Annotated in this window: 23 protein-coding genes; 10 read left to right on the top strand and 13 right to left on the bottom strand. The window is 71.3% G+C overall.

All coding sequences use genetic code 11. From position 1 onward, the window contains the following. Window positions 1-6 precede the first annotated feature (6 nt). A complete protein-coding gene (locus ACH4VO_RS09610; protein ID WP_360988824.1) occupies window positions 7-1734 on the top strand; it encodes an FUSC family protein in 1728 nt (575 codons plus the stop codon). Between the two features lie 332 nt (window positions 1735-2066). Beyond that, window positions 2067-2444: a VOC family protein gene (locus tag ACH4VO_RS09615; protein WP_360988565.1), complete on the top strand. Its 378-nt coding sequence runs from the start codon at window positions 2067-2069 to the stop codon at window positions 2442-2444. Between the two features lie 92 nt (window positions 2445-2536). Here ACH4VO_RS09615 and ACH4VO_RS09620 read toward each other — a convergent pair whose 3' ends face one another. The 4 genes from ACH4VO_RS09620 to ACH4VO_RS09635 form a co-directional block, all read right to left on the bottom strand. Beyond that, window positions 2537-2878 (bottom strand): hypothetical protein, encoded by a 342-nt coding sequence (locus ACH4VO_RS09620; RefSeq protein ID WP_360988563.1) that lies wholly within the window; start codon window positions 2876-2878, stop codon window positions 2537-2539. 37 nt (window positions 2879-2915) lie between these two features. Continuing rightward, on the bottom strand, window positions 2916-4646 hold the full coding sequence (gene ctaD, locus ACH4VO_RS09625; RefSeq protein ID WP_360988561.1) for a cytochrome c oxidase subunit I: 1731 nt from the start codon (window positions 4644-4646) through the stop codon (window positions 2916-2918). Between the two features lie 157 nt (window positions 4647-4803). Then, window positions 4804-5355 (bottom strand): glycoside hydrolase family 25 protein, encoded by a 552-nt coding sequence (locus tag ACH4VO_RS09630; RefSeq protein WP_360988821.1) that lies wholly within the window; start codon window positions 5353-5355, stop codon window positions 4804-4806. Between the two features lie 245 nt (window positions 5356-5600). Then, window positions 5601-6470 carry a pentapeptide repeat-containing protein gene (locus tag ACH4VO_RS09635; protein WP_360988559.1) on the bottom strand — a complete coding sequence of 290 codons (870 nt, stop codon included), beginning with the start codon at window positions 6468-6470 and terminating at the stop codon, window positions 5601-5603. A 121-nt stretch (window positions 6471-6591) separates the two neighbouring features. Between ACH4VO_RS09635 and ACH4VO_RS09640 the strand changes: the two genes are divergently transcribed. Both ACH4VO_RS09640 and ACH4VO_RS09645 read left to right on the top strand, forming a co-directional pair. After that, window positions 6592-7083, top strand: a complete 492-nt coding sequence (locus ACH4VO_RS09640) for a hypothetical protein (RefSeq protein WP_360988557.1) — start codon at window positions 6592-6594, stop codon at window positions 7081-7083. Window positions 7084-7168: 85 nt separating this feature from the next. Further along, window positions 7169-7396 (top strand): hypothetical protein, encoded by a 228-nt coding sequence (locus ACH4VO_RS09645; protein WP_360988555.1) that lies wholly within the window; start codon window positions 7169-7171, stop codon window positions 7394-7396. An 85-nt stretch (window positions 7397-7481) separates the two neighbouring features. Here ACH4VO_RS09645 and ACH4VO_RS09650 read toward each other — a convergent pair whose 3' ends face one another. Beyond that, window positions 7482-7934 (bottom strand): SRPBCC family protein, encoded by a 453-nt coding sequence (locus ACH4VO_RS09650; RefSeq protein ID WP_360988553.1) that lies wholly within the window; start codon window positions 7932-7934, stop codon window positions 7482-7484. A gap of 517 nt (window positions 7935-8451) precedes the next feature. Between ACH4VO_RS09650 and rhaI the strand changes: the two genes are divergently transcribed. The 3 genes from rhaI to ACH4VO_RS09665 all read left to right on the top strand — a co-directional run bounded on the left by rhaI (window position 8452) and on the right by ACH4VO_RS09665 (window position 13294). Then, a complete protein-coding gene (gene rhaI, locus ACH4VO_RS09655; RefSeq protein WP_360988551.1) occupies window positions 8452-9618 on the top strand; it encodes an L-rhamnose isomerase in 1167 nt (388 codons plus the stop codon). Between the two features lie 60 nt (window positions 9619-9678). Further along, on the top strand, window positions 9679-11724 hold the full coding sequence (locus ACH4VO_RS09660) for a bifunctional aldolase/short-chain dehydrogenase (RefSeq protein ID WP_360988549.1): 2046 nt from the start codon (window positions 9679-9681) through the stop codon (window positions 11722-11724). Window positions 11725-11809: 85 nt separating this feature from the next. After that, window positions 11810-13294, top strand: coding sequence for a rhamnulokinase family protein (locus ACH4VO_RS09665; protein WP_360988547.1), 1485 nt, complete (start codon window positions 11810-11812; stop codon window positions 13292-13294). A gap of 109 nt (window positions 13295-13403) precedes the next feature. Here ACH4VO_RS09665 and ACH4VO_RS09670 read toward each other — a convergent pair whose 3' ends face one another. From ACH4VO_RS09670 to ACH4VO_RS09685, 4 genes are all read right to left on the bottom strand, one after another. Then, entirely contained in the window at window positions 13404-14462 is a 1059-nt protein-coding gene (locus tag ACH4VO_RS09670) for an enoyl-CoA hydratase/isomerase family protein (RefSeq protein ID WP_360988545.1), read from the bottom strand. A gap of 1054 nt (window positions 14463-15516) precedes the next feature. Further along, window positions 15517-16005: a GNAT family N-acetyltransferase gene (locus ACH4VO_RS09675; RefSeq protein WP_360988543.1), complete on the bottom strand. Its 489-nt coding sequence runs from the start codon at window positions 16003-16005 to the stop codon at window positions 15517-15519. A gap of 40 nt (window positions 16006-16045) precedes the next feature. Further along, window positions 16046-17188, bottom strand: a complete 1143-nt coding sequence (locus ACH4VO_RS09680; protein ID WP_360988541.1) for a DUF6397 family protein — start codon at window positions 17186-17188, stop codon at window positions 16046-16048. Between the two features lie 119 nt (window positions 17189-17307). After that, window positions 17308-17718 carry a roadblock/LC7 domain-containing protein gene (locus ACH4VO_RS09685; protein WP_360988539.1) on the bottom strand — a complete coding sequence of 137 codons (411 nt, stop codon included), beginning with the start codon at window positions 17716-17718 and terminating at the stop codon, window positions 17308-17310. Window positions 17719-17852: 134 nt separating this feature from the next. Here ACH4VO_RS09685 and ACH4VO_RS09690 point away from each other — a divergent pair, with 134 nt between their 5' ends. Together ACH4VO_RS09690 and ACH4VO_RS09695 are read left to right on the top strand one after the other, a co-directional pair. Further along, window positions 17853-18281, top strand: coding sequence for a PPOX class F420-dependent oxidoreductase (locus ACH4VO_RS09690; protein ID WP_360988537.1), 429 nt, complete (start codon window positions 17853-17855; stop codon window positions 18279-18281). A gap of 176 nt (window positions 18282-18457) precedes the next feature. Further along, window positions 18458-19057 carry a methyltransferase domain-containing protein gene (locus ACH4VO_RS09695; protein ID WP_360988535.1) on the top strand — a complete coding sequence of 200 codons (600 nt, stop codon included), beginning with the start codon at window positions 18458-18460 and terminating at the stop codon, window positions 19055-19057. Between the two features lie 147 nt (window positions 19058-19204). Here the strand turns inward: ACH4VO_RS09695 and ACH4VO_RS09700 are convergent, their stop codons facing one another. Further along, the gene (locus ACH4VO_RS09700; protein ID WP_360988533.1) at window positions 19205-20110 is read right to left on the bottom strand and encodes an oxygenase MpaB family protein; all 906 of its coding nucleotides are present in this window, start codon (window positions 20108-20110) and stop codon (window positions 19205-19207) included. A gap of 224 nt (window positions 20111-20334) precedes the next feature. Here ACH4VO_RS09700 and ACH4VO_RS09705 point away from each other — a divergent pair, with 224 nt between their 5' ends. After that, window positions 20335-21207 carry a hypothetical protein gene (locus ACH4VO_RS09705; RefSeq protein ID WP_398440921.1) on the top strand — a complete coding sequence of 291 codons (873 nt, stop codon included), beginning with the start codon at window positions 20335-20337 and terminating at the stop codon, window positions 21205-21207. A 66-nt stretch (window positions 21208-21273) separates the two neighbouring features. On the opposite strand, the gene ACH4VO_RS09710 is transcribed toward ACH4VO_RS09705, so the two are convergent. The 3 genes from ACH4VO_RS09710 to ACH4VO_RS09720 all read right to left on the bottom strand — a co-directional run bounded on the left by ACH4VO_RS09710 (window position 21274) and on the right by ACH4VO_RS09720 (window position 23141). After that, entirely contained in the window at window positions 21274-21816 is a 543-nt protein-coding gene (locus ACH4VO_RS09710) for an MOSC domain-containing protein (RefSeq protein WP_360988819.1), read from the bottom strand. Continuing rightward, window positions 21813-21995: a hypothetical protein gene (locus ACH4VO_RS09715; protein WP_360988529.1), complete on the bottom strand. Its 183-nt coding sequence runs from the start codon at window positions 21993-21995 to the stop codon at window positions 21813-21815. The genes ACH4VO_RS09710 and ACH4VO_RS09715 overlap by 4 nt, the downstream gene beginning before the upstream one ends. 84 nt (window positions 21996-22079) lie before the next feature. Continuing rightward, window positions 22080-23141, bottom strand: coding sequence for an acyl-CoA desaturase (locus ACH4VO_RS09720; protein WP_360988527.1), 1062 nt, complete (start codon window positions 23139-23141; stop codon window positions 22080-22082). Window positions 23142-23203 lie beyond the last annotated feature (62 nt).

Here is a 23203-nt window from a genome sequence, read left to right on the forward strand (position 1 = left end):
GTGCCGATGCTCGTGGCCGTCCTCGCCGAGAGGCCGACGGCGGGGGTGCCTGCCGCGCTGGGCGCGATGCTGGCCGGCATCAACGACCGCCCCGGCAGCCGCCGAGCCTCCGTCACCCGTCTCGGGGTCCCGGCCGTGGCGGGTTCGGCCGGGCTGCTCCTGGGCACGGTGCTCGCGGCGGCAGCCGGAGCCGGGCGGCCGCTGATCGTCCTGCCCCTCCTCCTGGGCGTCCTCGGGCTGGTGGCGGGCGCCCTCAGTTCGACGGGACCCGTCGCCTCGGCCTGCGGCACGCAGCTGCTGGTCGCGGCCGTGATCGGGGCCGGTATGCCGTTGCCGGAACCGGGCCCGCTGCGGGCGCTCCTGTATCTGACCGGGGCGGGCTGGCTGCTGCTGCTCCGTCTGGTGCTCCCCTCGCCGGGCCGGCTCAGCAGCGGACCGTACCGCCTGGACGGTGAACGGGAGGCGGTCGCCGCGATGTACGAGGCCGTGGCCCGACTGCTGCGGGCGACGGGCGGCCCGCATGCCCCGGCCGAGCGCAGGGCGCTGAGCGCGGCCCTGGATCATGCCCAGGACGCTCTGAGGGGACCGCGGCTGCGCCGCGACGCGAGCACCGCCGCCGAGCGGCGGCTGCATGCCCGGTACGCGGCCGCGCTGCCGCTGGCGGAGGCCGCGACGGCGCTGGCCTGGGCCGGAGTTCCGCTGCCCGCCCGCGTCGTGGAGGGCCCGCGCAGACTGGCGGACGCGGTGCGCGACGGTAAACCCTGCGGGAGTCTCCCGGCCCCCGCCCGCACGGACGCCGGGCTCCGTGCGCTGGACGATGCCCTGTTGGCGGCCGCGGCGGTCTTCGACTGCCCGGGGGACGTGTCGCCGGCCACGCGGAAGACCGGTCCCCACGCGTCGGTCGCGAGCCGGGCCTGGAGCGCCGCGGGGCGGGAGTACGGCCTGCGGGTGGCCGTCTGCTGCGCCACGAGCACGGCCGTGGCACAGCTGCTGCGGCACGAGCACTGGTACTGGCTGCCCGCCACCACCGTGTTCCTCGTCAAGCCGGATCTGGGTCCGCTGGCGTCACGCGTGCTCTGCAGAGCCGCGGGGACCGTTGTGGGGGCCGGGGTCTTCGCGGCTCTGGCGCTGCTGCTGCCGGGTCCGCTCGCGCTGGTCGCGTTGGTGGCGGCGTGCGGGGCGCTGCTGCCGGTGGCCACGCGCCACTTCGCGGTGCAGACGGCGGTGGTCACCGTGCTGGTGCTGGCTCTCGTGCTGCTGGGCGGTGAGCCCTCCGCCTCCGGGGAGCGGGTCGTGGAGTCCCTCCTCGCCTGCACGACGGTGCTGCTCGTCGGGCATCTACCGCTGCCCGGCCGACGGGGACACGCCGTACGGGCCGCCGTCGACACGGCGGTGGGAGCGGCGCACCGCTACCTCGGGCACGTCCTGGACGCCCCGCAGGACGCCACGCAGCGCGGCACGCTGCGGCGTGACGCGTACCGTTCGCTGGCGGTTGCGCGTACGGCCATCGATCTCTCGTCGGCCGAACTTCCTTCGGTGGCACGGCATTCCGCGGGCTCGGAGGAGGTCGTGAGCGCGGTGGAACGGCTCGTCGACACGACGACCGCGTGTGCGGTGCAGCTCGCCGAACCGTCGGCCGGACTGCCGCCGCGCCATGCCGAGCGACTGGCAGCCCACCTGTCGGAGCTCCACCGGGTGAGGTCGGTGTCCGCCCGGACCGCGGTGGCCGGGTGACGGAGCCGGCCTCCAGGACGTACGACCGCCCCTGCCGCGGCGGATACGGTCGCGGGCTCGGCCCGTGCGACTGAGCGCCCGTCATCCTCCCGCCGTCCCGTCGCCCCTCGGCCAAGCGCGCCCGGCGGCGGAACGCGAGAGTTCGTTCGCCGTGAGGTCGCCCATGCGGGCACCCTGGCAGAGGACTTCGCCCACACGCGCGCGTTCGCTGGGCCACCGCGGCCTACTTACTTGCCCTGCGAGGCACTTCGCCCACACGCGCGCGTTCGCTGGCCTCGTATCGCGTTCGCTGGTCTCGTCGTCGCGTTCGCCGGTCTCGTACGATGAGCGGCGTGATCGCCGAACTGCAGTGCGTGGTAATGGACTGTCCCGACCCGGCACGACTGGCCGGCTTCTACGGAGCCGTCCTCGGAGGGCACGTGGATCAGCCCGACCCGCGGTGGTCCCTCGGACCCGACTGGGCGACCGTTCACACACCGGCCGGGACCGTCCTCGCCTTTCAGCGGGTCAAGGACTACCAGGCCCCTCGATGGCCGGATCCGGACGGCCCGCAGCAGCTTCATCCGGACTTCGAGGTGGCCGATCTGGACCGCGCCCAGGAGCAGGTGCTCGCTCTCGGCGCCACCTTGCTGGACGCCGGCCCGGGCACACGCCGCTGGCGCGTCTACGCGGACCCCGCCGGTCATCCGTTCTGCCTGGTCCGGCACTGACGGCGCGCGGCCGTCCGCCGCAGGAGCCCGGGCGGGAATCCCGGCGTACCCGGCGCGGCCGTTCCTTTCGGACCCCGCGGGCCACACGTATGTCAGCGGCTGATCAGTGACACCGCCGCGCACGCGCCGCTCACCGCGCCCACCGTCATGACGGACGCGGCCACACAACGCGCCCTGAGGCGCTCGTACCGTGCGGTGTACTCACCCCGGAGTTCGGTGGCCCGGCCCGCGATCCTCGTGAGCGCCTCGCGGCAGACTGCCACCCGGTCCGTCACGTAGACGCGTTCGACATCCTCCCGCTGGGCCGCGGTGAGCCACGGCAGCTGATCGGTGAAGCGGCCTGCCTGACGGCGGGCCTCCTCCACCTCGGCGTTCCAGAGCAGGTAGCCCTCCACCTGGGCCAGGCCCCGTGCGGTCTCCTCGTCCCGCTTCATGCCGTCCACCTCTCAAGGGGTAGTCGTCCACGGACGCTCAGACCTGCTTGTCACCCGGCGCCACCGTGACGGACTGGTCGGGACGGGTCACCGCTTCCTCGAGCGCACGGATCGCGGGGTGGTGCAGGTCGAACGCCGGGGATTCGGAGCGGATCCGCGGCAGTGTCAGGAAGTTGTGCCGCGGGGGCGGGCACGACGTCGCCCATTCGAGCGAACGGCCGTATCCCCAGGGGTCGTCGACCTCGACCTTCCTGCCGTACAGGGTGGCCCTCCACACGTTGTAGAGGAACGGCAGCATGGACAATCCCAGCAGGAACGAGGCAATCGTCGAGATGGTGTTCAGCGCGGTGAAGCCGTCGGCGGCGAGGTAGTCCGCGTAACGACGCGGCATGCCCTCGGCACCCAGCCAGTGCTGCACCAGGAACGTGCCGTGGAAGCCGACGAACAGCGTCCAGAAGTGCATCTTCCCCAGGCGCTCGTCGAGCATTTTGCCGGAGAACTTGGGCCACCAGAAGTAGAAGCCGGCGAACATGGCGAAGACCACGGTGCCGAACACCGTGTAGTGGAAGTGCGCGACGATGAAGTACGAATCGGAGACGTGGAAGTCCAGCGGCGGCGAGGCCAGGAGGACGCCGGTCAGGCCACCGAAGAGGAACGTGACGAGGAAGCCGATCGACCACAGCATCGGCGTCTCGAGGGACAACGAGCCCTTCCACATCGTGCCGATCCAGTTGAAGAACTTCACACCGGTCGGCACCGCGATCAGGAACGACATGAACGAGAAGAACGGCAGCAGCACGCCGCCCGTGACGAACATGTGGTGCGCCCACACCGTCACGGAAAGGCCGGCGATGGCGATCGTCGCGCTGATCAGACCGACATAGCCGAAGATCGGCTTCCGGCTGAAGACCGGAATGATTTCGGAAACGATGCCGAAGAACGGCAGGGCGATGATGTACACCTCTGGATGGCCGAAGAACCAGAAGAGGTGCTGCCACAACAACGGGCCACCGTTGGCAGGGTCGAAGATGTGTGCGCCGAACTTGCGGTCCGCCTCCAGCGCGAGTAGCGCACCGGCCAGGACCGGGAAGGCCAGCAGGACGAGGACACCGGTCAGCAGGACGTTCCACGTGAAGATCGGCATACGGAACATCGTCATGCCGGGGGCGCGCATGCAGATGATCGTGGTGATGAAGTTGACCGAGCCGAGGATCGTGCCGAAGCCGGAGAAGGCCAGACCCATGATCCAGAGATCGGCCCCGACGCCGGGTGAGCGGATCACGTCGGACAGCGGTGTGTAGGCGAACCAGCCGAAGTCGGCCGCTCCTTGCGGGGTCAGGAACCCGGACACCGCGATGCTCGACCCGATGAGGTACAGCCAGTAGGCGAACATGTTCAGCCGCGGGAACGCCACGTCGGGCGCCCCGATCTGCAGCGGCATGATCCAGTTCGCGAAGCCTGCGAACAGCGGCGTCGCGAACATCAGCAGCATGATCGTGCCGTGCATCGTGAACGCCTGGTTGTACTGCTCGTTCGACATCAACTGCGTTCCGGGACGCGCGAGTTCGGCGCGCATCACGAGGGCCAGCACCCCGCCGAAGAGGAAGAACGCGAACGAGGTGGTCAGGTAGAGCGTGCCGATCGTCTTGTGGTCCGTGGTGGTCATCCACTTGACGACCACGTTTCCCGGCCGACGACTCCGAACGGGCAGTTCGTCCTCGTAGGCGGTATCGGCTTCCACCGATGTTGAGGGGCCCCTCGTCGTCACTGCGGCACTCCTTCGGTCGACGGCCGGATGCGTACTCGGCGACCAGGATGGACCCGCCTTCTGCGGAACCGCGCGCTATCCCCGTCAGCGCTCCCCCACCGGCTGGCAAAGGACACCCGATTGGCCGATGGCGGAGACGCGCGTGTTGACGTGCCTCTCAGGCGCCGGCCCAGGAGCGCATGGCGTCCCGCGAAGGGAAGTCGGCCACGTTCTTGTCCAGCGGCCTGTCGGTGTACTGGTGCAGGAGCCAGGGCGCCTCGATGCGCGGCTCCCCGGCCGGCACGTGGTCGGCGATCCAGAGCCCGTCGCCCGCGTAGGAGCTCGTGTCGTAGGTGCGCCAGAAGGACCGGTTGCAGTAGAGCAGGACGCGGTGGTCCGGCCTCAGGCGTTTCACCTCACGGATGAAGCGGTCCTTGTCCTTGCTGCTCGCGTGCGTGCCCTCGCCGGTGTGCTCCCAGTCGGCGGCGAGGAGGTCGCCCGGTTTCTCCGGTGTCCCCTCGACGAAGTAGGCGGCCTGCCGCTCGGCGTTCCCCGGCCAGAGGAAGTGGTAGAAGCCGACCACGCATCCCGCCTTCCTGGCACGCGCGACCTGACCCTGGAGTCTCGGATTGACGTACGAACGGCCTTCGGTGGCCTTGATGAAGACGAAGTCCAGCCCGTCCGTGTCGAAGTCGGTCTGATAGGAGCTCACATCGACGCCGTGCAGCACGGCCACCACCTCCCAGGGGGGCACTGTGATTCCGTTTTCTCTCCCCATAGGTGCCCACGGGGAATGCACCCATCCGCTCCGCCGACCGCAGAACCGATTCGTCACACCCACAACACCGGCGTGCCGCGGTCGAGGAGCACCGGCGCACGCCGGAACGCGCCGGAGTGCGCCCCGGGCGGCCCGCACAGGCAGGGATGGCGGTCAGGACGCGCAGGCATTGGTGCCGGCGCGGCCCGACGCACCGTTCAGCCGGCCTCCGGCCCGGCGCCGGACCAGTGGGTGGGCCGGTCCAGGGTCCGCGGCAGCCGGGTGGCGGTGTTGCCCTTCGCCGCGTTCAGCTGGGCCTGGGTGACGAAGAGCGCTCCGGTGAGGTCAGCGTCCGAGAGCTCGGCGTCACGGAAGTCCGCGCCGATGAGGTCCGCGCCGCGGAGGTCGGCCCCCCGCAGGTCGGCCGCGATGAGGTAGGCCCCGCGCAGGTCGGCGCCGCGCAGATCGGCGTCCTTGAGGCGGGCGCCGATGAGATCGGCTCCCCGGCGGACGCGCTTGTCACGCTTCTTGGCCCGGGGAACCGTGGCACGCACGAGTTCGCTGGTGCGCAGCAGTAGCGCGGCAACCTGCTCGCGGTGTGCGGAGACGTCCAGCACGGCGAGCTTCTCCGCGCCGGCGTGCGTGAGACGTTCGGTGGCGGCCAGGGCGCCGCTGAGCTCCGGGTGCAGGGGTGCGGCCGCGGGCAGCATGAGAGCTTCGGTGAGGTACCAGAGGAGTTCGTGGAGCCGCCGCATCACGGGGAAGACCTCGAACATCTGCGGCGCGGTGTCCGGTGCGCGCCTCCAGTCCGTGCCGCCGTAGGTCTCCTGGGAGACCTTCTGGCCGGCGCCGAAGCAGTCGTACACCGTGCATCCGGAGAAGCCCGCCGGCCGCAGCCGGGTGTGTATGCCGCAGCGGAAGTCGTCCTGCAGATTGCGGCACGGCTCGCCCGCGGCCTTGTTGATCGCGAAGTCGGCCGACGCGGTGAGCGTCAGGGCGACGCAGCACAGCCCGAAGCAGTTCGCGCAGTCGGCACGCAGAGAGGCCCGGTCGGTGGCGGGCGCGGCGATCGGATCGTTGTCGGGCACGTGCGCGATTCCTCCGGTGGGTGCTGGGAGCCCGAGTTTATCGGGGTGCGACTCCAGGGGGTCAGGCCGTTGTCGGTGGGCGGGCGCACACTGGCACGGAGTGGGCGAAGGAGGGGGGCACATGGAGATGTCGCGGGAGAGCGGGTTCGATCCGGCAACCGGGGACGGACCGGCCGTGATCGTCCCGGGGGGTGGACGTGAGGGGGCGGTGAGAACGGCCTTCGAGGGGATGCTGCAGATCAGGCGGCTCACGAACGCGCGCCACCCCGACCCGGAGCGCGTACCCGCCCAGTGGGAGCTGCACCGGCCGGTGCGGGCCGTGGCACTGGCGCTGGAGGCCGCCGGCATGTCCGCCTCCGCGGTGGGTCCGTCCGGGCGGCGGACGGCCACGGGGTACCGCGTGTGCGAGGGCGAGGCGCCTGGCTCCGCGCGGGTCGAGTGGGCCGGTCCGCCGGGCGGTGGAGCGGCCCAGGAGGAGGAGGGGGCGCTGGCCGGGTGCATGACGGTGCTGCGGCAGCTCGGCTGGACGGTCCTGCTGTACCGGGGGCCCCGCCGGCGGCGCTTCCTGGAGGTGGAACCCCCGCCCGCCGACCGGCCCGGCGGGCACGTCTGAGCGGCTCCTTCCCGGCGGGAGGGCGCGTTGTCAGACCCATGGGAGATGCTTGACGGTCCGACACCTCTGAGCGGGAGATGCTGACATGCGCAACGACGAGATCGCCGCGGCCCAGGCGTACGTCCGTCTACTGGAGGCGACGCGCGCCGCGTTGGCCGAACCGTCCGACGCCCCCCTGTACATGCCGCTGCTGGCTTCCCCGATCGAGGAGGCGGACGAGGCTCTGCGCAGCGCGGGCTTCGCAGGGAACGAGGAGCGGCTCTTCGCCGCCGTACGGGCTCTGCAGCCGAGCCTGACCGGTTCGGACCGCTGAGCGGATCCGGTTCGGGGACCGTGCGGGGGCCGCGGTGGTGGTCCGCTCACCCAGCGCGGGGATCACCACCGCGGCTCGACAGCGGCTACTGGCCGCTGTACATCAGCGAGCCGGGTGTCGTCAGGAGCTCACCCGTCTCGAGCCAGGTCTTCAGCCCGGAGAGGATCATCGGCCAGCCACCGTACAGCTGCTCGTCGGCACCCTCGCGCAGTTCGTCGTGGGTGACGGTCAGGCGGCAGGAGTCACCGACGGGCTCGATCTCCCACGTGACGCGGGTCGGCCCTTCGCTCTTCACGGCGTCGCTCCAGAGGGCCACCATGCTCTGGACCAGTCTGCGGGGCGGGTCGACCTCCAGATTCCGGCCCTCACCGAGTGGACCGCCGGCCCCCGGGGCACTCATCTCGAAGTGCGAGCCCGGTGTCCAGTCGGAGGTGACGCGGGCCCCGAAGTTGTACGTACTTCTGATCCCGGGGTCGGTGATCGCCTCCCAGAGGCGCTCGGCGGTGGTGCGGATGTACAGCTCGAAGACCTTTTCCATGGGTTCTCCCGTCGGCTCTCGAAGTCGCCGAGCCCTGCCGCCCAGGGCTCAGCGGATGTGCGCGCCCATCGGTCGTGGACGAGCCGGATGGGCACCGGGGCGGGGAAGTGGAGCGTGTCCCGGCCGCGCCGCCGGGTGTCTACCGGACCCCCCGCCTCGTACGCCGAGGTGCTTCCTCACCGCGAGGCGGGCGGTGTCCAAGCACCCTTCCCACACACTCAGTGTCTGTCCGTCGCCCCGGAAGAGCTCGTCGAGCAGGCTGCGACGTGTGGGGGCGGCCAGCTTCGACCACCTGGTCCGTGCGTCCGCGAACAGGTGACCACCTGGGCACCTGCCGGCGGGAGCTGGGGACGTCCGGAGCCCTGCGCGGGCGCAAATGTGAATTGATTCAAACAAAGAAGAACCAGACGGACCGCTTGACTAGCGACACTGCGGAAACCTAGCGTACGGTCCGGATGAAACGATTCACATCCCCGATCCTGACCGGTCGCCGGATGACTCTGCTTACGAGGTGTTCATGTCTGATGTGTCGGCCGTCAAGGCAGCCCTGAAGTCTCAGGTCATCGAGACGCCGTCCTGGGGGTACGGCAATTCCGGGACCCGCTTCAAGGTCTTCGCCCAGCCCGGCGTCCCCCGCGACCCCTTCGAGAAGCTGGCGGACGCCGCCCAGGTTCACCGGTACACCGGAGTGGCGCCGAAGGTCTCGCTGCACATCCCGTGGGACAGGGTCGAGGACTACGCCGCGCTCACCCGGCACGCGGAGGATCTGGGACTGCGCATCGGCGCCATCAACTCCAACGTCTTCCAGGACGACGACTTCAAACTGGGCTCGGTCACCCACCCGGACCCCGAGATCCGGCGCAAGGCCACCGATCACCTGCTCGAGTGTGTCGACATCATGGACGCCACCGGCTCCCCCGACCTCAAGCTGTGGTTCTCCGACGGCACCAACTACCCCGGTCAGGACGACATCGCGAGCCGTCAGGACCGGCTGGCGGAGGCCCTCGCCGAGGTGTACGAACGGCTCGGGGACGACCAGCGGATGCTGCTGGAGTACAAGCTGTTCGAGCCGGCGTTCTACACCACCGACGTGCCGGACTGGGGCACCTCGTACGCCCACTGCCTCAAGCTCGGCCCGAAGGCCCAGGTCGTCGTGGACACCGGCCACCACGCGCCGGGCACCAACATCGAGTTCATCGTGGCCTTCCTGCTGCGCGAGGGAAAGCTCGGCGCGTTCGACTTCAACTCCCGCTTCTACGCGGACGACGACCTGATGGCGGGGGCCGCCGACCCGTTCCAGCTGTTCCGGATCATGCACGAGGTGGTCAAGAACGGTGGTCTGAAGGCCGAGACCAACGTCAACTTCATGCTCGACCAGTGCCACAACATCGAGGCCAAGATCCCGGCCGTCATCCGCTCCGTCACCAACGTGCAGGAAGCCACGGCGAAGGCACTGCTCATCGACACCGAGGCGCTGGCCGCGGCGCAGCGGTCCGGCGACGTCCTGGCCGCCAACGGTGTGCTGATGGACGCGTACAACACCGACGTCCGCCCGCTGCTCGCCGAGGTGCGCGAGGAACTGGGCCTGGACCGGAACCCGTTCGCCGCGTATCTCGCCTCCGGCAACCAGGAGCGCATCGCCGCCGGCCGGGTCGGCGGAGAGCAGGCAGGCTGGGGCGCCTGAGCCCCCTTCCCGCACCGTACGTCCCGGCACCCGCCCGCCCATCACCGCGAAGGAACCCTCATGACGTCCGCGACGCACGCCGAAGTCGCCGCGCTCCTGGAGCGCGCCCACCGGATCGGCTCCGACCCGCGCAACACCAACTACGCCGGCGGCAACACCTCCGCCAAGGCTTCGGAGACCGACCCGGTCACCGGCGGCGAGACCGAACTGCTCTGGGTGAAGGGCTCGGGCGGCGACCTGGGCACGCTGACCGAGGCGGGGCTCGCCGTGCTCCGGCTGGACCGGGTACGCGCGCTCAAGGACGTGTACCCGGGGGTGGAACGCGAGGACGAGATGGTCCAGGCGTTCGACTACTGCCTCCACGGCAAGGGCGGCGCGGCCCCGTCGATCGACACGGCGATGCACGCCCTCGTCGACGCCGCACACGTCGACCATCTGCATCCGGACTCGGGCATCGCGCTGGCATGCGCGGCCGACGGCGAGAAACTGACCGCGCGGTGCTTCGGTGACAAGGTCGCCTGGGTCGGCTGGCGCCGGCCCGGTTTCCAGCTCGGCCTGGACATCGCCGCCGTGAAGGAGGCCAATCCGCAGGCCGTCGGCGTGGTGCTGGGCGGACACGGCATCACCGCCTGGGGCGACACCTCCGAGGAGTGCGAACGCAACGCCCTCTGGATGATCCGGACCGCCGAGACCTTCCTCGCGGAGCAGGGCGCAGCGGAGCCGTTCGGACCTGTCCTCCCCGGTCACCAGCCCCTTGCGGAGGGGGCGCGCCGAGAGCGGGCCGCCGCCCTGGCTCCGGTGATCCGCGGCCTGGCGTCCACGGACCGCCCGCAGGTCGGGCACTTCACCGACGCACCCCCCGTACTGGACTTCCTCTCGCGCGCCGAACACCCGCGCCTCGCCGCGCTCGGCACCTCCTGCCCCGACCATTTCCTCCGTACGAAGGTCAGCCCGCTCGTCCTGGACCTGCCCGCCGACGCGCCGCTGGACGAAGCGGTCGCCCGGCTCGAGGTGCTCCACGAGGAGTACCGGGAGGCGTACCGCGCGTACTACGGGCGTCACGCCACGGCCGACTCGCCCGCGGTGCGCGGCGCGGACCCGGCGATCGTGCTGGTGCCGGGTGTCGGGATGTTCTCGTTCGGGAAGGACAAGCAGACGGCCCGGGTGGCCGGGGAGTTCTACCTCAACGCCATCAACGTGATGCGGGGTGCCGAGGCCGTCTCCTCCTACGCACCGATCGAGGAATCCGAGAAGTTCCGCATCGAGTACTGGGAGTTGGAGGAGGCGAAGCTTCGCCGGATGCCCGCTCCGAAGGCGCTGGCCACCCGGGTCGCCCTGGTGACCGGGGCCGGGTCGGGCATCGGCAGGGCCATCGCGCACCGGCTCGTGGCGGAGGGCGCCTGTGTCGTCGTCGCGGACCTGAACGGGGAGAACGCCGCCGCGGTCGCCGAGGAGCTCGGCGGCACGGACAAGGCCGTGGCGGTCACGGTCGACGTGACGGACGAGGAGCAGATCACCGACGCGTTCCAGGCCGCGGTGCTGGCCTTCGGCGGGGTGGACCTGGTCGTCAACAACGCCGGGATCTCCATCTCCAAGCCCCTGCTGGAAACCACCGCCCGGGACTGGGACCTGCAGCACGACATCATGGCGCGCGGTTCCTTCCTGGTCTCCCGGGAGGCGGCGCGGGTGATGCAAGCGCAGAAGCTCGGTGGTGACATCGTCTACATCGCGTCCAAGAACGCCGTGTTCGCGGGCCCGAACAACATCGCCTACTCAGCCACGAAGGCCGACCAGGCGCACCAGGTCAGGCTGCTGGCCGCCGAGCTCGGCGAGTACGGGATCCGCGTCAACGGTGTCAATCCTGACGGCGTGGTGCGCGGTTCCGGGATCTTCGCCGCGGGGTGGGGGGCCCAGCGTGCGGCGACGTACGGCATCGAGGAGGAGAAGCTCGGGGAGTTCTACGCCCAGCGCACGATCCTCAAGCGCGAGGTGCTCCCGGAGCACGTGGCCAACGCCGTCTTCGCGCTGACCGGCGGCGACCTCACCCACACCACCGGACTGCACGTCCCCGTCGACGCCGGCGTGGCGGCGGCCTTCCTGCGCTGAGCCCACGCGCGGTCCGCCGCGTCCCCGTACGCCGTTCCCGTGAACGGCGGGGGGCGCGGCCCCGCCCGGATCGGATGAGATGCACATGCCTGCTACTTCACGACACGACCCGGTGTTCGCCGCGGTCGATCTCGGGGCCACCAGCGGCCGGGTCATGACCGCCGCGGTGGGTCCCGACACGCTGGCGCTGACCGAGGCGCACCGTTTCGCCAACACCCCGGTCAGGCTCCCCGACGGGCTGCGCTGGGATGTGCTCGCCCTGTACCAGGGGATCATCGACGGACTGCGTACGGCGGCGCGCGGCGGTCCTCTCACCTCGGTGGGGGTCGACACGTGGGCCGTCGACTACGGTCTGCTGGACGCCGAGGGAGCGTTGCTCGGCATCCCGTTCCACTATCGCGACGGGCGGAACGCGGCGGCAGCGGAGAAGATACTCGCCGGCATCGGCACGCAGGAACTGTACGGCGTCAGCGGGCTGCAGCACCTGCCGTTCAACACGCTCTTCCAGCTCGCCGCCCATCGTTCCACCGCGCAGTGGGCGGCGGCCCGGACGCTGCTGCTGATGCCGGATCTGCTGGTGTACTGGCTGACGGGGACGGTGGGCGCGGAGGTCACCAACGCATCGACCACCGGTCTCCTCGACGCCCGCTCCGGCACCTGGTCCGACGCGCTGATCGAGCGGCTGGGGCTGGAGCGTTCGCTCTTCCCTCCGCTGCGGGAGCCGGGCGGACGGGCGGGGACGCTCCTGCCGCACGTGGCCGAACTCACCGGTCTGCCGGCGGACACTCCCGTGACGACGGTCGCCTCGCACGACACCGCCTCGGCGGTGGCCGCGGTCCCCGCCGTCGAACCGGGGTTCGCATACGTCTCGAGCGGCACCTGGTCGCTGGCCGGTCTCGAACTGGACGCGCCCGTACTCACCGAGGAGTCGAGGGCGGCGAACTTCACCAACGAGCGCGGGGTGGACGGCACGGTCCGCTACCTGCGCAACATCATGGGCATGTGGCTGCTCGAGGAGTGCCGTCGTACCTGGGAGCGAAACGGTGTGTCCCCGAGCCTGACCGCGCTCCTCGCCGACGCGGCGCGTGCCCGGCCGTTCGCCTCGGTGGTGGACCCGGACGACCCGGTCTTCCTGGCCCCGGGTGACATGCCGTCGCGGATCGACGAGGCCCTCACGCGCACGGGCCAGCCGCTGCCGGACGGCCCGGGCGGATACGTACGGTGCGTACTGGAGAGCCTCGCGCTGGCCCATCGCCGGACGCTGCGCGAGGCGGCCCGGCTGGCGGGACGCAAAGTGACCCGGGTCCATCTGGTGGGCGGGGGTTCACGCAACGAACTGCTGTGCCAGTGGACCGCCGACGCGACGGGGATGCCGGTGACCGCAGGGCCCGCCGAGGCGACCGCGCTCGGCAATGTGCTGCTCCAGGCGCGAGCTCACGGGCTGGTCGGAGGCCTGGCGGACATGCGACGGCTGGTCGCACGCACCCAGGAGCTGCGCCATTACAGCCCGCGGGGGAACGAGTCGGCCTGGGACAGGGCCGCGGACCGCTTGACGGCGGCACGCGCCTGACGGCCCCGGGAAGCGCAGGGCGCCGACCGGGCCGGCGGCGCGACCACGACCCCGGGCGCGAACGGGCCGGGGAAGGGTCAGCTCCCCGTGCGCGATCGGGCCTGGGAGGTCAGCCGGCGGCCAGGCCGAGTTCCCGCTCACCGAGCGGCTCGAAGTGCCGTGCGACCTCGGCGTCGGTGACCTCGGCCGGTTCAGCGGGAGCCCAGCGGGGGCTGCGGTCCTTGTCGATGATCTGGGCCCGCACCCCCTCGACCAGGTCATGGCCGGTGAAGGCACGGCAGGACACCCGGAACTCCTGGTCGAGCGCCGCTTCGAGAGTGCTGAGCCCCCTGGCCCGGCGTACCGCTTCGAGGGTGACCTTCAATGCGGTGGGCGATCTGGTCATCAGCGTGGCGGCGGTCTCCTTCGCCGCGGGCAAGCCGCTGTCCAGGAGCCGCTCGAGGATCTCCTCGACGGTGTCCGCTGCGTAGCAGTCGTCGATCCACCGGCGCGACGCGGCGAGCTCCCCTTCCGGCGGAGTGTGCGCGAATCCGAGCACCGTGTCCCGCACCTCGGTGGGCGTGACGCTGCGGGCGAGGGCCCGGGTGAGGTCCGTCAGGTGGTGGGAGGGCACGAAGTGGTCGGCCAGCCCGCACAGGATGGCGTCCGCCGCGTTCACGGCGCGCCCCGTGAGGGCGAGGTGGGTGCCGAGCTCGCCGGGAGCGGCGGCCAGCAGATAGGTGCCTCCCACATCGGGGACGAATCCGATCCCGGTCTCCGGCATGGCGACGCTTGAGCGTTCGGTGACGACACGGACGTCACCGTGGGCCGAGATGCCGACGCCGCCTCCCATGACGATGCCGTCCATCAGTGCGACGTACGGCTTGGCGAACCGGGCGATCCCGGCATTGAGCCGGTACTCGTCGCGCCAGAAGTCCACGGACGCCTGCCGGCCCGCGCTGGCGTCCTCGTAGATGGACCGGATGTCACCGCCCGCGCACAGTCCGCGCTCGCCGGCTCCGTCGAGCACCACGGCGGTGATCGTGTCGTCACCGGCGGCCGAGGTCAGCGCGTCGTGGATGCTCCGCACCATGGTGTGGGTGAGCGCGTTCAGGGCCCGGGGGCGGTTGAGCCGGATGTGCAGGATGTGCCCCTCGGTGTGCAGCAGGACGGGCTCGTCGTCGTTCATCAGTGCGCTCCGGTCAGCCGGTGGAATTTCCCTGCCTGCCATTCTGCGACCCGCGTGGCGGGGGCCCGGAGCCGGGGCCTGGAGGACCGCCGGGGCCCGCCCCACCGGCTCGACATCTTGCTACCGAAGGGGCGGCGACGTCCGATCGCCCGGCCGGGTCATCCTCGGAGCGCATGAGCGACTCCCGGCGTGTGCAGAGGCCTCGGTCCCGCGGCCGCTCCCGTTCGACCGAGGGCTCAGCAGTGGGTCGAGGACCGCTGAACGTCTTGTCCTGAACCGGACCGGGAGCATCGAGTGGCATCCGGATGCCAGGCCCTGCCCGCATCGCCGCCTCACGGGCCGAGGCGCCGACGTCCGGGGCGAAGACGCCGGCCCACTCGACGCGGTCGCCTGCGCCGGGGCATCGAGTCACGCGGGGAGGCAAGGCCGTCCGGTGCGAGATCGGCCCCGGTAATCCTTCGGCCCCCGGTGATCCCTCTGCCTCCGATGATCTCCCGCGACGGGCGTGTACCGCACCGCACAGGAGGCGGTACACCCCCGCCCGGCCCTGCGGTGTCCCCCGCCCCGTGTCCGGGGTGCGCGGGGATCAGTGCCGCGTGCCCCGGGGCCGTCAGCTGAGTGCGCAGGACGTCGGGGCGCTCGCGGACGGGCCCCGGGATGCCGCCTCCCACGAGGAGCACGGCGACAGCCGCCTTCTTCCAGAGGGTGCACCACCGGGGGTGGTGCTGAGGCTCACAGCACTGCCACCGGTTCCCTGTCCGCCTCGCCTCCAGGAGTCCCTGGGACCTCAACTACCCACCGCTCATCACTCGTTGGGTCCCGGCGGTCGCGACGGACCGGCGCGTGCGGCAGGTGCCGGTACGCGCGAGAGCCGCCCGGCACGTTCCCGCCACCGGGCGGTACGGCCCCCGGCCACCTGCCGCGCCGGAGCCCGGCCGAAGATGGCCGGAAGGCATCGCTCCGTCGGCGCGCCGAACCGACTGAGCGGGTGCTCCTTCGGAGCGAGGAACGCGCCACCCGGTAGCCGCCCGCCCCGGACCCTGTCGTCGTGTGCTCAGAGCGCCTTGTGCATGATGTGCAGGCCCACGTATCCCTCGGTGGGGTGGTGGAAGCCCTCGGGAAGGGTTCCGATCACTTCGAAGCCGAGAGAGCGATAGAGCCGCACCGCACGGGTGTTGGTCTCCACCACCGCGTTGAACTGCATGGCGCGGTAACCGGCCTTACGCGCCCAGTCCACGGTGTACTCGCACAGCGCGCGCCCCACTCCCCGCCCGGAGTGCCGGGGATCGACCATGTAGCTGGCGCTGGCAACGTGCGAGCCGTTGCCCATGTGGTTCCTGTTCATCTTGGCCGTGCCCAGGACAGTCCCCGCGTCATCGACCGCTACGACCGAACGGCTCGGCTCCGGGATGAGCCACCAGCCCTGAGCCTCCTCCTCGCCCAGGGTGAGGGGATACGTGAACGTCTCGCCCGCTCTGACGATGTCATGGAAGAACGGCCAGATGGCGGGCCAGTCCTCTGCGGTAGCTCTCCTGATCAGCATGCCTGCAAAGATGCCTGCGGGCCCGGCCGCACGCAAGGGATTAACGATCTCCGCCCCGCTGTCGGCCCAGCCCGATCCGCGCGAGCAACCGCCACCGGACGCGGGGCGAGACGCCGGGCACTCCCGGCACGGAGCAGGCCCCTACGGTCGCACCGAACGCATCGGGAAAGGTGCGGGCCGCTCCGGGCAGGCTGCCGGTCCCGTAGTCGCCACCTCCGTGTCCGGCCACTCCTGCCGTCGTCGGTGCGGTCCGGAACGCGGTCCCGCCGCCAGGGCGGGGAGCGGGACGGATGTCGCGCGCGAGGTCCAGCTCCATCGCCAGGTTGACCCGCCGCCAGAGGATCTCATCCGGATCGTCGGCGAGCATCAGCTGCCCCATGGCCTCTTTCCCCGAGACGGACACCGGGCGTCCATCGGCGAGGTACGGCCGCACCCGCGCAAGGTAAGCCCGCTCGTAGGGGTCGTCCACCATCTCGGCGAGCTGTACCGGGTCCAAGGCCGACGCCTGGAGGGCCGCGCGGACCCATGGGTCCTGAGTACGACTCAGCAGCCTGTCGATCCTGCGTGCCCGCCAGTTGCGCGCCCGCCAGTCGGTTCCGGCCTCCAGCATGGCCCGCATCCCGGCCGGACTCCTGCCGGCGAGCAGCTCCGGCTCCTTCTCGGCGAAGGCGAGGAGCTCGTCGACGAGGTAGAGCCAGACCACCGCGCGATACCGGTTCAGGTAGAAGGCGACCGGGGACACGCACCCGATCCGGGCCAGGCCGGTGAAGCGGACCGGGCTGATGCCCAGCAGTGCGGCACCCTCCGCCGTCCCCGCCGTACGCACCCGGTCGCGCAACTCTGCGGGGAACCCCGGCGTGGCGCGGAGCCGGTCGATCTCCTCCCGGCGCACCTTCGGCCGCCCACCGTCCGGTGCGGACTCGGCGGCAATCAGGCCGAGATGGAGGGCGAGTTCGAACTCTCCGCGTTTCAGCTCCAATTCCTGAGCGGCGCGTGCCGAGGTCAGGGAGCTCCCGTGCGCCGCGGTCTGCGGCACGGGCGCGCCGGCCGGCCCGACGCCCCCTACGGCATGCGCACCTCCGGCCGGCCCCACGTCCCTAGTGGGCTCCGTGCCGTCCCGTGCTTCCGCCCGTCGCCGCCGACCTGCGGCCGTCCGTGCGCGAGTGGCTTCTCTCAGGGTCATGACCATCCTCCCCCGTGATCCGTGTTGACTCTCCGTGATCACGGTAGCGCGGACGGCAATATCCGCGCGTGGCCTGTGGATAACTCCGGCGGCGGGCGCGTAGGGCCAGGTGGAACCGGTCAGAACGGCTCGGATCCCTGGGCGCCCTGCCGTGCGCCCACACCGAGGTGTTCTCCCACCCGGTTCACCATGAGTGTCATCTCGTACGCCACCTGTCCGATGTCGGCCTCCGCGGCGCTGAGGACGCACAGGCAGCTCCCCTCCCCTGCCGCAGTGACGAAGAGCAGGGCCTCGTCGAACTCCACCATGGTCTGACGCGCTCTTCCGGCTCCGAAGTGCCGCCCCGAGCCTCGGGCCAGGCTCTGCAGACCGGACGCGACCGCTGCCAGGTGCTCAGCGTCCTCCCGGGCCAGGGTCGTGCTCGCTCCCGTCACCAGTCCGTCGTTCGACAGCACGAGCGCGTGCCGTATGTGCTCCACCCGGCCGGTGAGTTCGTCAAGGAGCCAGTCAAGTCTCCGGTCCATCGCCATGTGCTCGTCCTCCCCGTTCGCTGCCCCCGCGTCGTGCGTAAGCCTCGCCTACGGCTTCCCGGGGGGCAAGCGCCGCCCGGTTACCGGGGCGTGGCTTCACGCCATGCCCGGCCGTCCGGCCGAGGATGGGGGGCATGGCACACCACATGGCAGAGAACGAATGGCGGGGATTCCTCTCGGAGGGCACCCGTACCGGCAAGGTCGCGACCGTCCGGGCGGACGGCAGCCCCCACATCGCCCCCGTCTGGTTCCTGCTGGACGGCGACGACCTGGTCTTCAACACAGGGAAGGAGACCGTGAAAGGCCGCAACATCGCACGTGACGGCCGGGTGTCGGTCTGCGTCGACGACGACCGTCCCCCGTTCTCGTTCGCCGTGGTCCAGGGGCGTGCGTCCCTGAGCGAGGACCCCGCCGAACTCAGGGACTGGGCGACCCGGATCGCGGCCCGGTACATGGGCCCGGAGGCGGCCGAGGAGTTCGGCGCCCGCAACGGGGTGCCCGGCGAGCTGCTGGTCCGCCTGCACATGGACACGGTGCTCGCGGTGTCCGAGGTGGCGGACTGACCTCTCCCCGGCATGATCGCGCTTCGTCATGGGAAACGGGCGCGCGGCGTCCCGGGATTTCACAACCTCTCCGGGCTGTCGGTCACCGACGCTTCCGCGCGACGGGGCAGGAGTGTGCACGGGTCCACCGGCTCTCGCCGTCACGCTCGGGGGCGGAACTGCGGGATCATGTCCGTATGGCCGACGACCCCACACATGTCCAGGACTTCTTCACCGGGCGAGCGGCGGACTGGGACAGCCGCTTCCCCGATGACGGGCCCGCCTACGCCGCGGCCGTCGCGGATCTCGGCCTCCGGGCCGGTGACACCGTGCTCGACGCCGGCTGCGGGACGGGACGTGCGCTGCCGGCCCTCAGGGCCGCCGTCGGTGCGGACGGCACGGTGGTCGGGGCCGACCTGACACCGGCCATGCTGGCGGCCGCGGTACGGGCGGGGCGCGCGGCAAGCGGCTCCTTGATGCTGGCCGACGTGGCGCGGCTGCCCCTGCGCACCGGGACGCTGGACGCGGTGTTCGCGGCCGGGCTGATCTCGCATCTGGCACAGCCCGAGCGTGATCTCCGGGAGCTGGCACGGGTGGTGCGCCCGGGCGGCCGGCTGGCCCTGTTCCACCCCATCGGCCGGGCAGCCCTGGCCGCCCGGCACGGGCGTCTCCTCTCGGACGGCGATCTGCGGGCCGAACCGCGGCTGGCCCCCCTGCTGGTCCGTTCGGGGTGGCGGCCGGCCTCGTACACCGACGAGGACGACCGCTTCCTGGTGCTGGCCGTGCGCACGGGCTGACCGGCGGCCGTCCTTCGGGATTCCCGGCGGTCCTCCCGATCCGTGCGTCCCGGCCCACCGGAGGACGTTTCCTCCCACCAGGGCGCAGACGCCGTCAGGCGGGCGGGAGCCCCGACGCGGGCGCGCGGGCTGCGGATCGCCCTGGGCTCACTCGGCCGCCGTCTCCGAGGGCCGGCCGTACGCGACGGGGCAGCCGCGGACGCCCGGGACGGGGAACGCGCCGAGCCGGGATACGTCGTACCCGCCCGGGTAACTTTTGATCTCGGGGTTCTGCCGGGCGTAGTGCGGGGTGGAGCGCGGCGGCAGCAGCCGTACGGCACGGGCCCGCAGGCGGAGGGCCCCGCCGGTCAGACCCCTGGCGACACGGCCCGGGCGCCGGTAGCGGAAGGTCCGCAGCAGCGAGTCGTCGAGCAGCGTGAGAGCGGCCCCCCGCACCACGGCGGCCAGCGGACCCGGGTACCAGGACCCCATCAGGGCCAGGGTGGCGTCGGAGACCGCGCGGGCGCCCTCGTCCCAGCCGAAGTGCTCGTCCTCGTAGCGGTCGAGCGTGCGCTCGAACTCCTCGTACGTACGGGGCACGTCCCTGATGCCCATGTGCGCCCCGAGAGTGCGGTAGTAGGCGGTGAACGCGCGCAGCTCGTGGCGGCTGAGCTTGCGCCACCCGTACACGTCGAGCCACCGCTTGGGGGTGACGACGAAGGTGCACAGCACATAACGCATGTCGTCGTTACTGATGTCGTAGCTCCGGTGCATGCGGTTGATGCGCCGGATGGCCGTGCGTCCCTCCTCGCTCTCGAAACCGTGCTCGACCACGGTGTCGAGGAGAAGTGCGGTGTCGTCGTACCGCTTCTGTGAACGTTCCGTCAGTTCTCCCGTCTCGGCGAGCAGCCGACCGATGCTGGGCACGGCATAGGTGCGGTACAGGGCGAGTTCGAGAGCGCGGGTGATGTCCCAGGGGAACTCGTACGTCACGGTGAGCCGGTAGATCTCCAGGAAGTCCCGCTCCGGGTCGAGCCGCAGGATCTCCTTGAGCCGCTCGTACCGCTTCAGCATGCTTTCCCCCTCGTGAGAGCCGGAGGAACAACCCTACGGGCGGCGGCCCGCCCGGCACCACGGCGTGGGGGCGCACCGGGGTGCCGGAACGGCCTGGGGAGGCTCTGGTCGCGGTGCCGTTGTCGCTTGTCAGGGCCTCGACGGGGAGGTTACCGAGTAGTTAAGGTGCGCCGACGGGCCAAGCGACGAGAGTGGAGGAGGGTGCTGTGGACGGGACGGAGGACATGGTCGCCGACGAGGACGCGCTGTTCGTGCTGACCGCGGTGCTGCTGACCCCCGCGCAGTTCCCGAGCGTGCTCGGTGACGACTACGTCGCCGCGTGCGCCGTGCTCGGCCTCGAGCCGTACGCCGAGGGGTACGGTCTGGTGCTCGGCCAGGACGGCGCCGGCGCCCGCTGGACGGTGGTCGTGGACGACGTCTCGCTCGTGGCCGTCGCCATCGCCTCGTGGGACTGCGGCATGGAGTACGACCTCTCCCCCGACGACCGCTCGGTGGTCTGCGCCCTGCCGGGCTGGCCGCTCGCGCTGGCGGTCGCCGCGCCCGGCGTCCCCGCTCCCCATGACCCGGGGCCGGACCCGGCGGCCCAGGGCACGGACCGGGCGCCGCTGACCCCACCGGACACCGAGACGTGGGGCCCGGCCCAGCGGCGCATGGGCGCGGACGAGATCGCCCTGCAGTGGGCGGCCTGGCGGGAGCAGGTCGACGACGAGACCGCTTTCGGCCGGTCCGGCGAGGCGGCGGGGGCGGACGGGGCCGGCGGTGGGGGCGAGGCGGTCGGTCCTGCCGTGGAACCGGACGGCTCCGGCGGCGGGGAGGCCCCGTCGGGGCGGCACCCGGGCGTCCGCAGGGTGCTGGACGAGGCCCGCGCCTACGTGGCCGCCCCGCCGCCGCCCGGGCGGATACGCTCGGCCTTCGCACCCGGCGGAGCGCGCACGCTGCGCGCCGACGGTCCGGGCTGGTCCCTCGTCGCCCGGACCGACGACATCGCGTTCGTCCTCCTGGACGAGGAGCCGGGGGAGGTCCTGCCGGTCGGGCGCGGCCCCGAACTGCCCGGGCTGCTCAGCGCGCTCGAAGCGATATCCGTCCGGCCCTCCTGAGCCCCCGGCACTCCGTCCGGGCAGGCCGGGGAGATCTGCGCCCGCCCGGGCCACGCGGGGCGGGTCCTACACCCGCTCCAGCGGCCGGTGCGGCCCGGCGGGCAGTTCGGCCTTGACGGGGTCGCCGGGCCGGACGACTCCGCCGGCCGCGACGACGCCCATGATCCCCGCCTTACGGACGAGGGTGCCGTCCTCGTCCCGGCCGACGACCTGCTTGAGCAGTCCGTGCCGGAAGTTGTCGATCTGCAGGCACGGGTTGCGCAGGCCGGTGACCTCGACGACGGCCTCGTCGCCGAGGTGCAGCAGCGTGCCCACCGGAAGGGCGAGGAGATCGATGCCGCTTGTGGTGACGTTCTCCCCGAGGTCTCCTGGTGCGACCTCGTAACCGGCGTCCCGCAGCTCGGCGAAGAGCTCCTGGTGGATGAGGTGGACCTGGCGCAGATTGGGCTGTGTCGGATCCTGGGCGACGCGCGAGCGGTGCTTGACCGTGACACCGGCGTGGACGTCCCCCTCCACCCCGAGTCCGGTCAGCAGCGTGATGCTGTCCCTGTTCGGCTTGGTGAAGGAATACGCGCCGCTACTGCTCACTGCTGCGACCGTGCTGTTCAGCGTCCTATCTCCTTACGGGTGATCCGGCGGAGCCTGCGCCGCTGGGAGGGGTCGAGCGCCAGGTAGCCCAGTGCGGGCACCCCGACGAGGACGAGCAGCGACCACCAGAATCCGATGAACGGAATCAGGACGACTGCCGCGATGACTCCCCCGATGGCGATCTTTGCACCGTTCGACATGATCCGTGCCTCCTTCGCGGCCGAGCCGCTCCTGTGGAGAGAACGCCTGCGCCCGTCCATCGGTTCCAGGGAGCCCGGCCGCCGTCACCTCAGCGGCTCGCCGACCTCGTGCATGTGCCGCAGAGCCTGTCGGTAGGACTCGATGAGGCCCGTCTCCGCGTACGGCATCCCGATCCCGGCGCAGTGGGCCTTCACCAGGGGCTGCGCCAGTCGCAGGTGCGGCCGGGGCATGTTCGGGAAGAGGTGGTGCTCGATCTGGTAGTTGAGGCCGCCGAGGAGCCAGTCGGTGAGGACGGCGCCGCGTACGTTGCGCGAGGTGAGCACCTGACGCTGCAGGTGACCCCAGCGGTCGCCGTCCGGGTCGGGCATCTCCATGCCCTTGTGGTTCGGCGCGAAGGCCATCCCCAGGTGCAGACCGAAGAGCGCGTGGTGCGCCAGGGCGAAGACGACGGCCTTGCCGGGCGACATGACGGCGAGCAGCAGCGTCGCGTAGAGGGCGAGGTGGCCGGCCAGCAGCAGTGCGGACAGGGCGCGCTCCCGGACGGGCTGGCGCCGCAGGAACTGGAAGCCGTAGATCTTGAGGGCGATGCCCTCGAGGAGCAGCATCGGGAAGAAGAGGCGCGCCTGGTTGCGGGTGAGCCAGCGGGAGAAGCCCTCACGCTGCGCGGCCTGCTTCTGCGTCCACACCAGTGCTCCGACACCGACGTCGGGGTCTTTGTCGATGTGGTTGGGGTTGGCGTGGTGACGTACGTGTTTGTCGTTCCACCAGGCCTCGTTCATGCCCAGGAGCAGGTTGGCGTGCAGGAGGCCGATGGCCCGGCCCGCCTTGCGGCCGCCGGATATCTGCGCGTGTCCGGCGTCGTGCCCGAAGAAGGCGGTACGGGTCCACAGGACTGCCAGCGGCAGGGCGAGGAGCAGGTTCCACCAGGTGTCGCCGAGGAGCACCATGCCGGTGACCACCGTGGTGAGGGCGATCAGGTTGGCGGCGATGCCCGCCGCGTACCAGCCCGTGCGGCGTTCCAGAAGCCCCTGGCTCCTGACCGTCTTCAGAAGGGGTGCGAAGTCACTTCCGGTGGCCTTGGGGCCTCCCGGACTCTCCGATCCCTCGCGGGTGTTCGGGGCAACGGTGGCTACCGCCTGGGGCATGACGTCTCCGGTTTCTGGGCATCTGCGCTGACCTCGTCAAACGTACGGAGGCGGGCCTGCGG

Origin of the sequence: Streptomyces sp. NPDC020780, from assembly GCF_044334475.1 — a bacterium.
Lineage (GTDB): Bacteria > Actinomycetota > Actinomycetes > Streptomycetales > Streptomycetaceae > Streptomyces.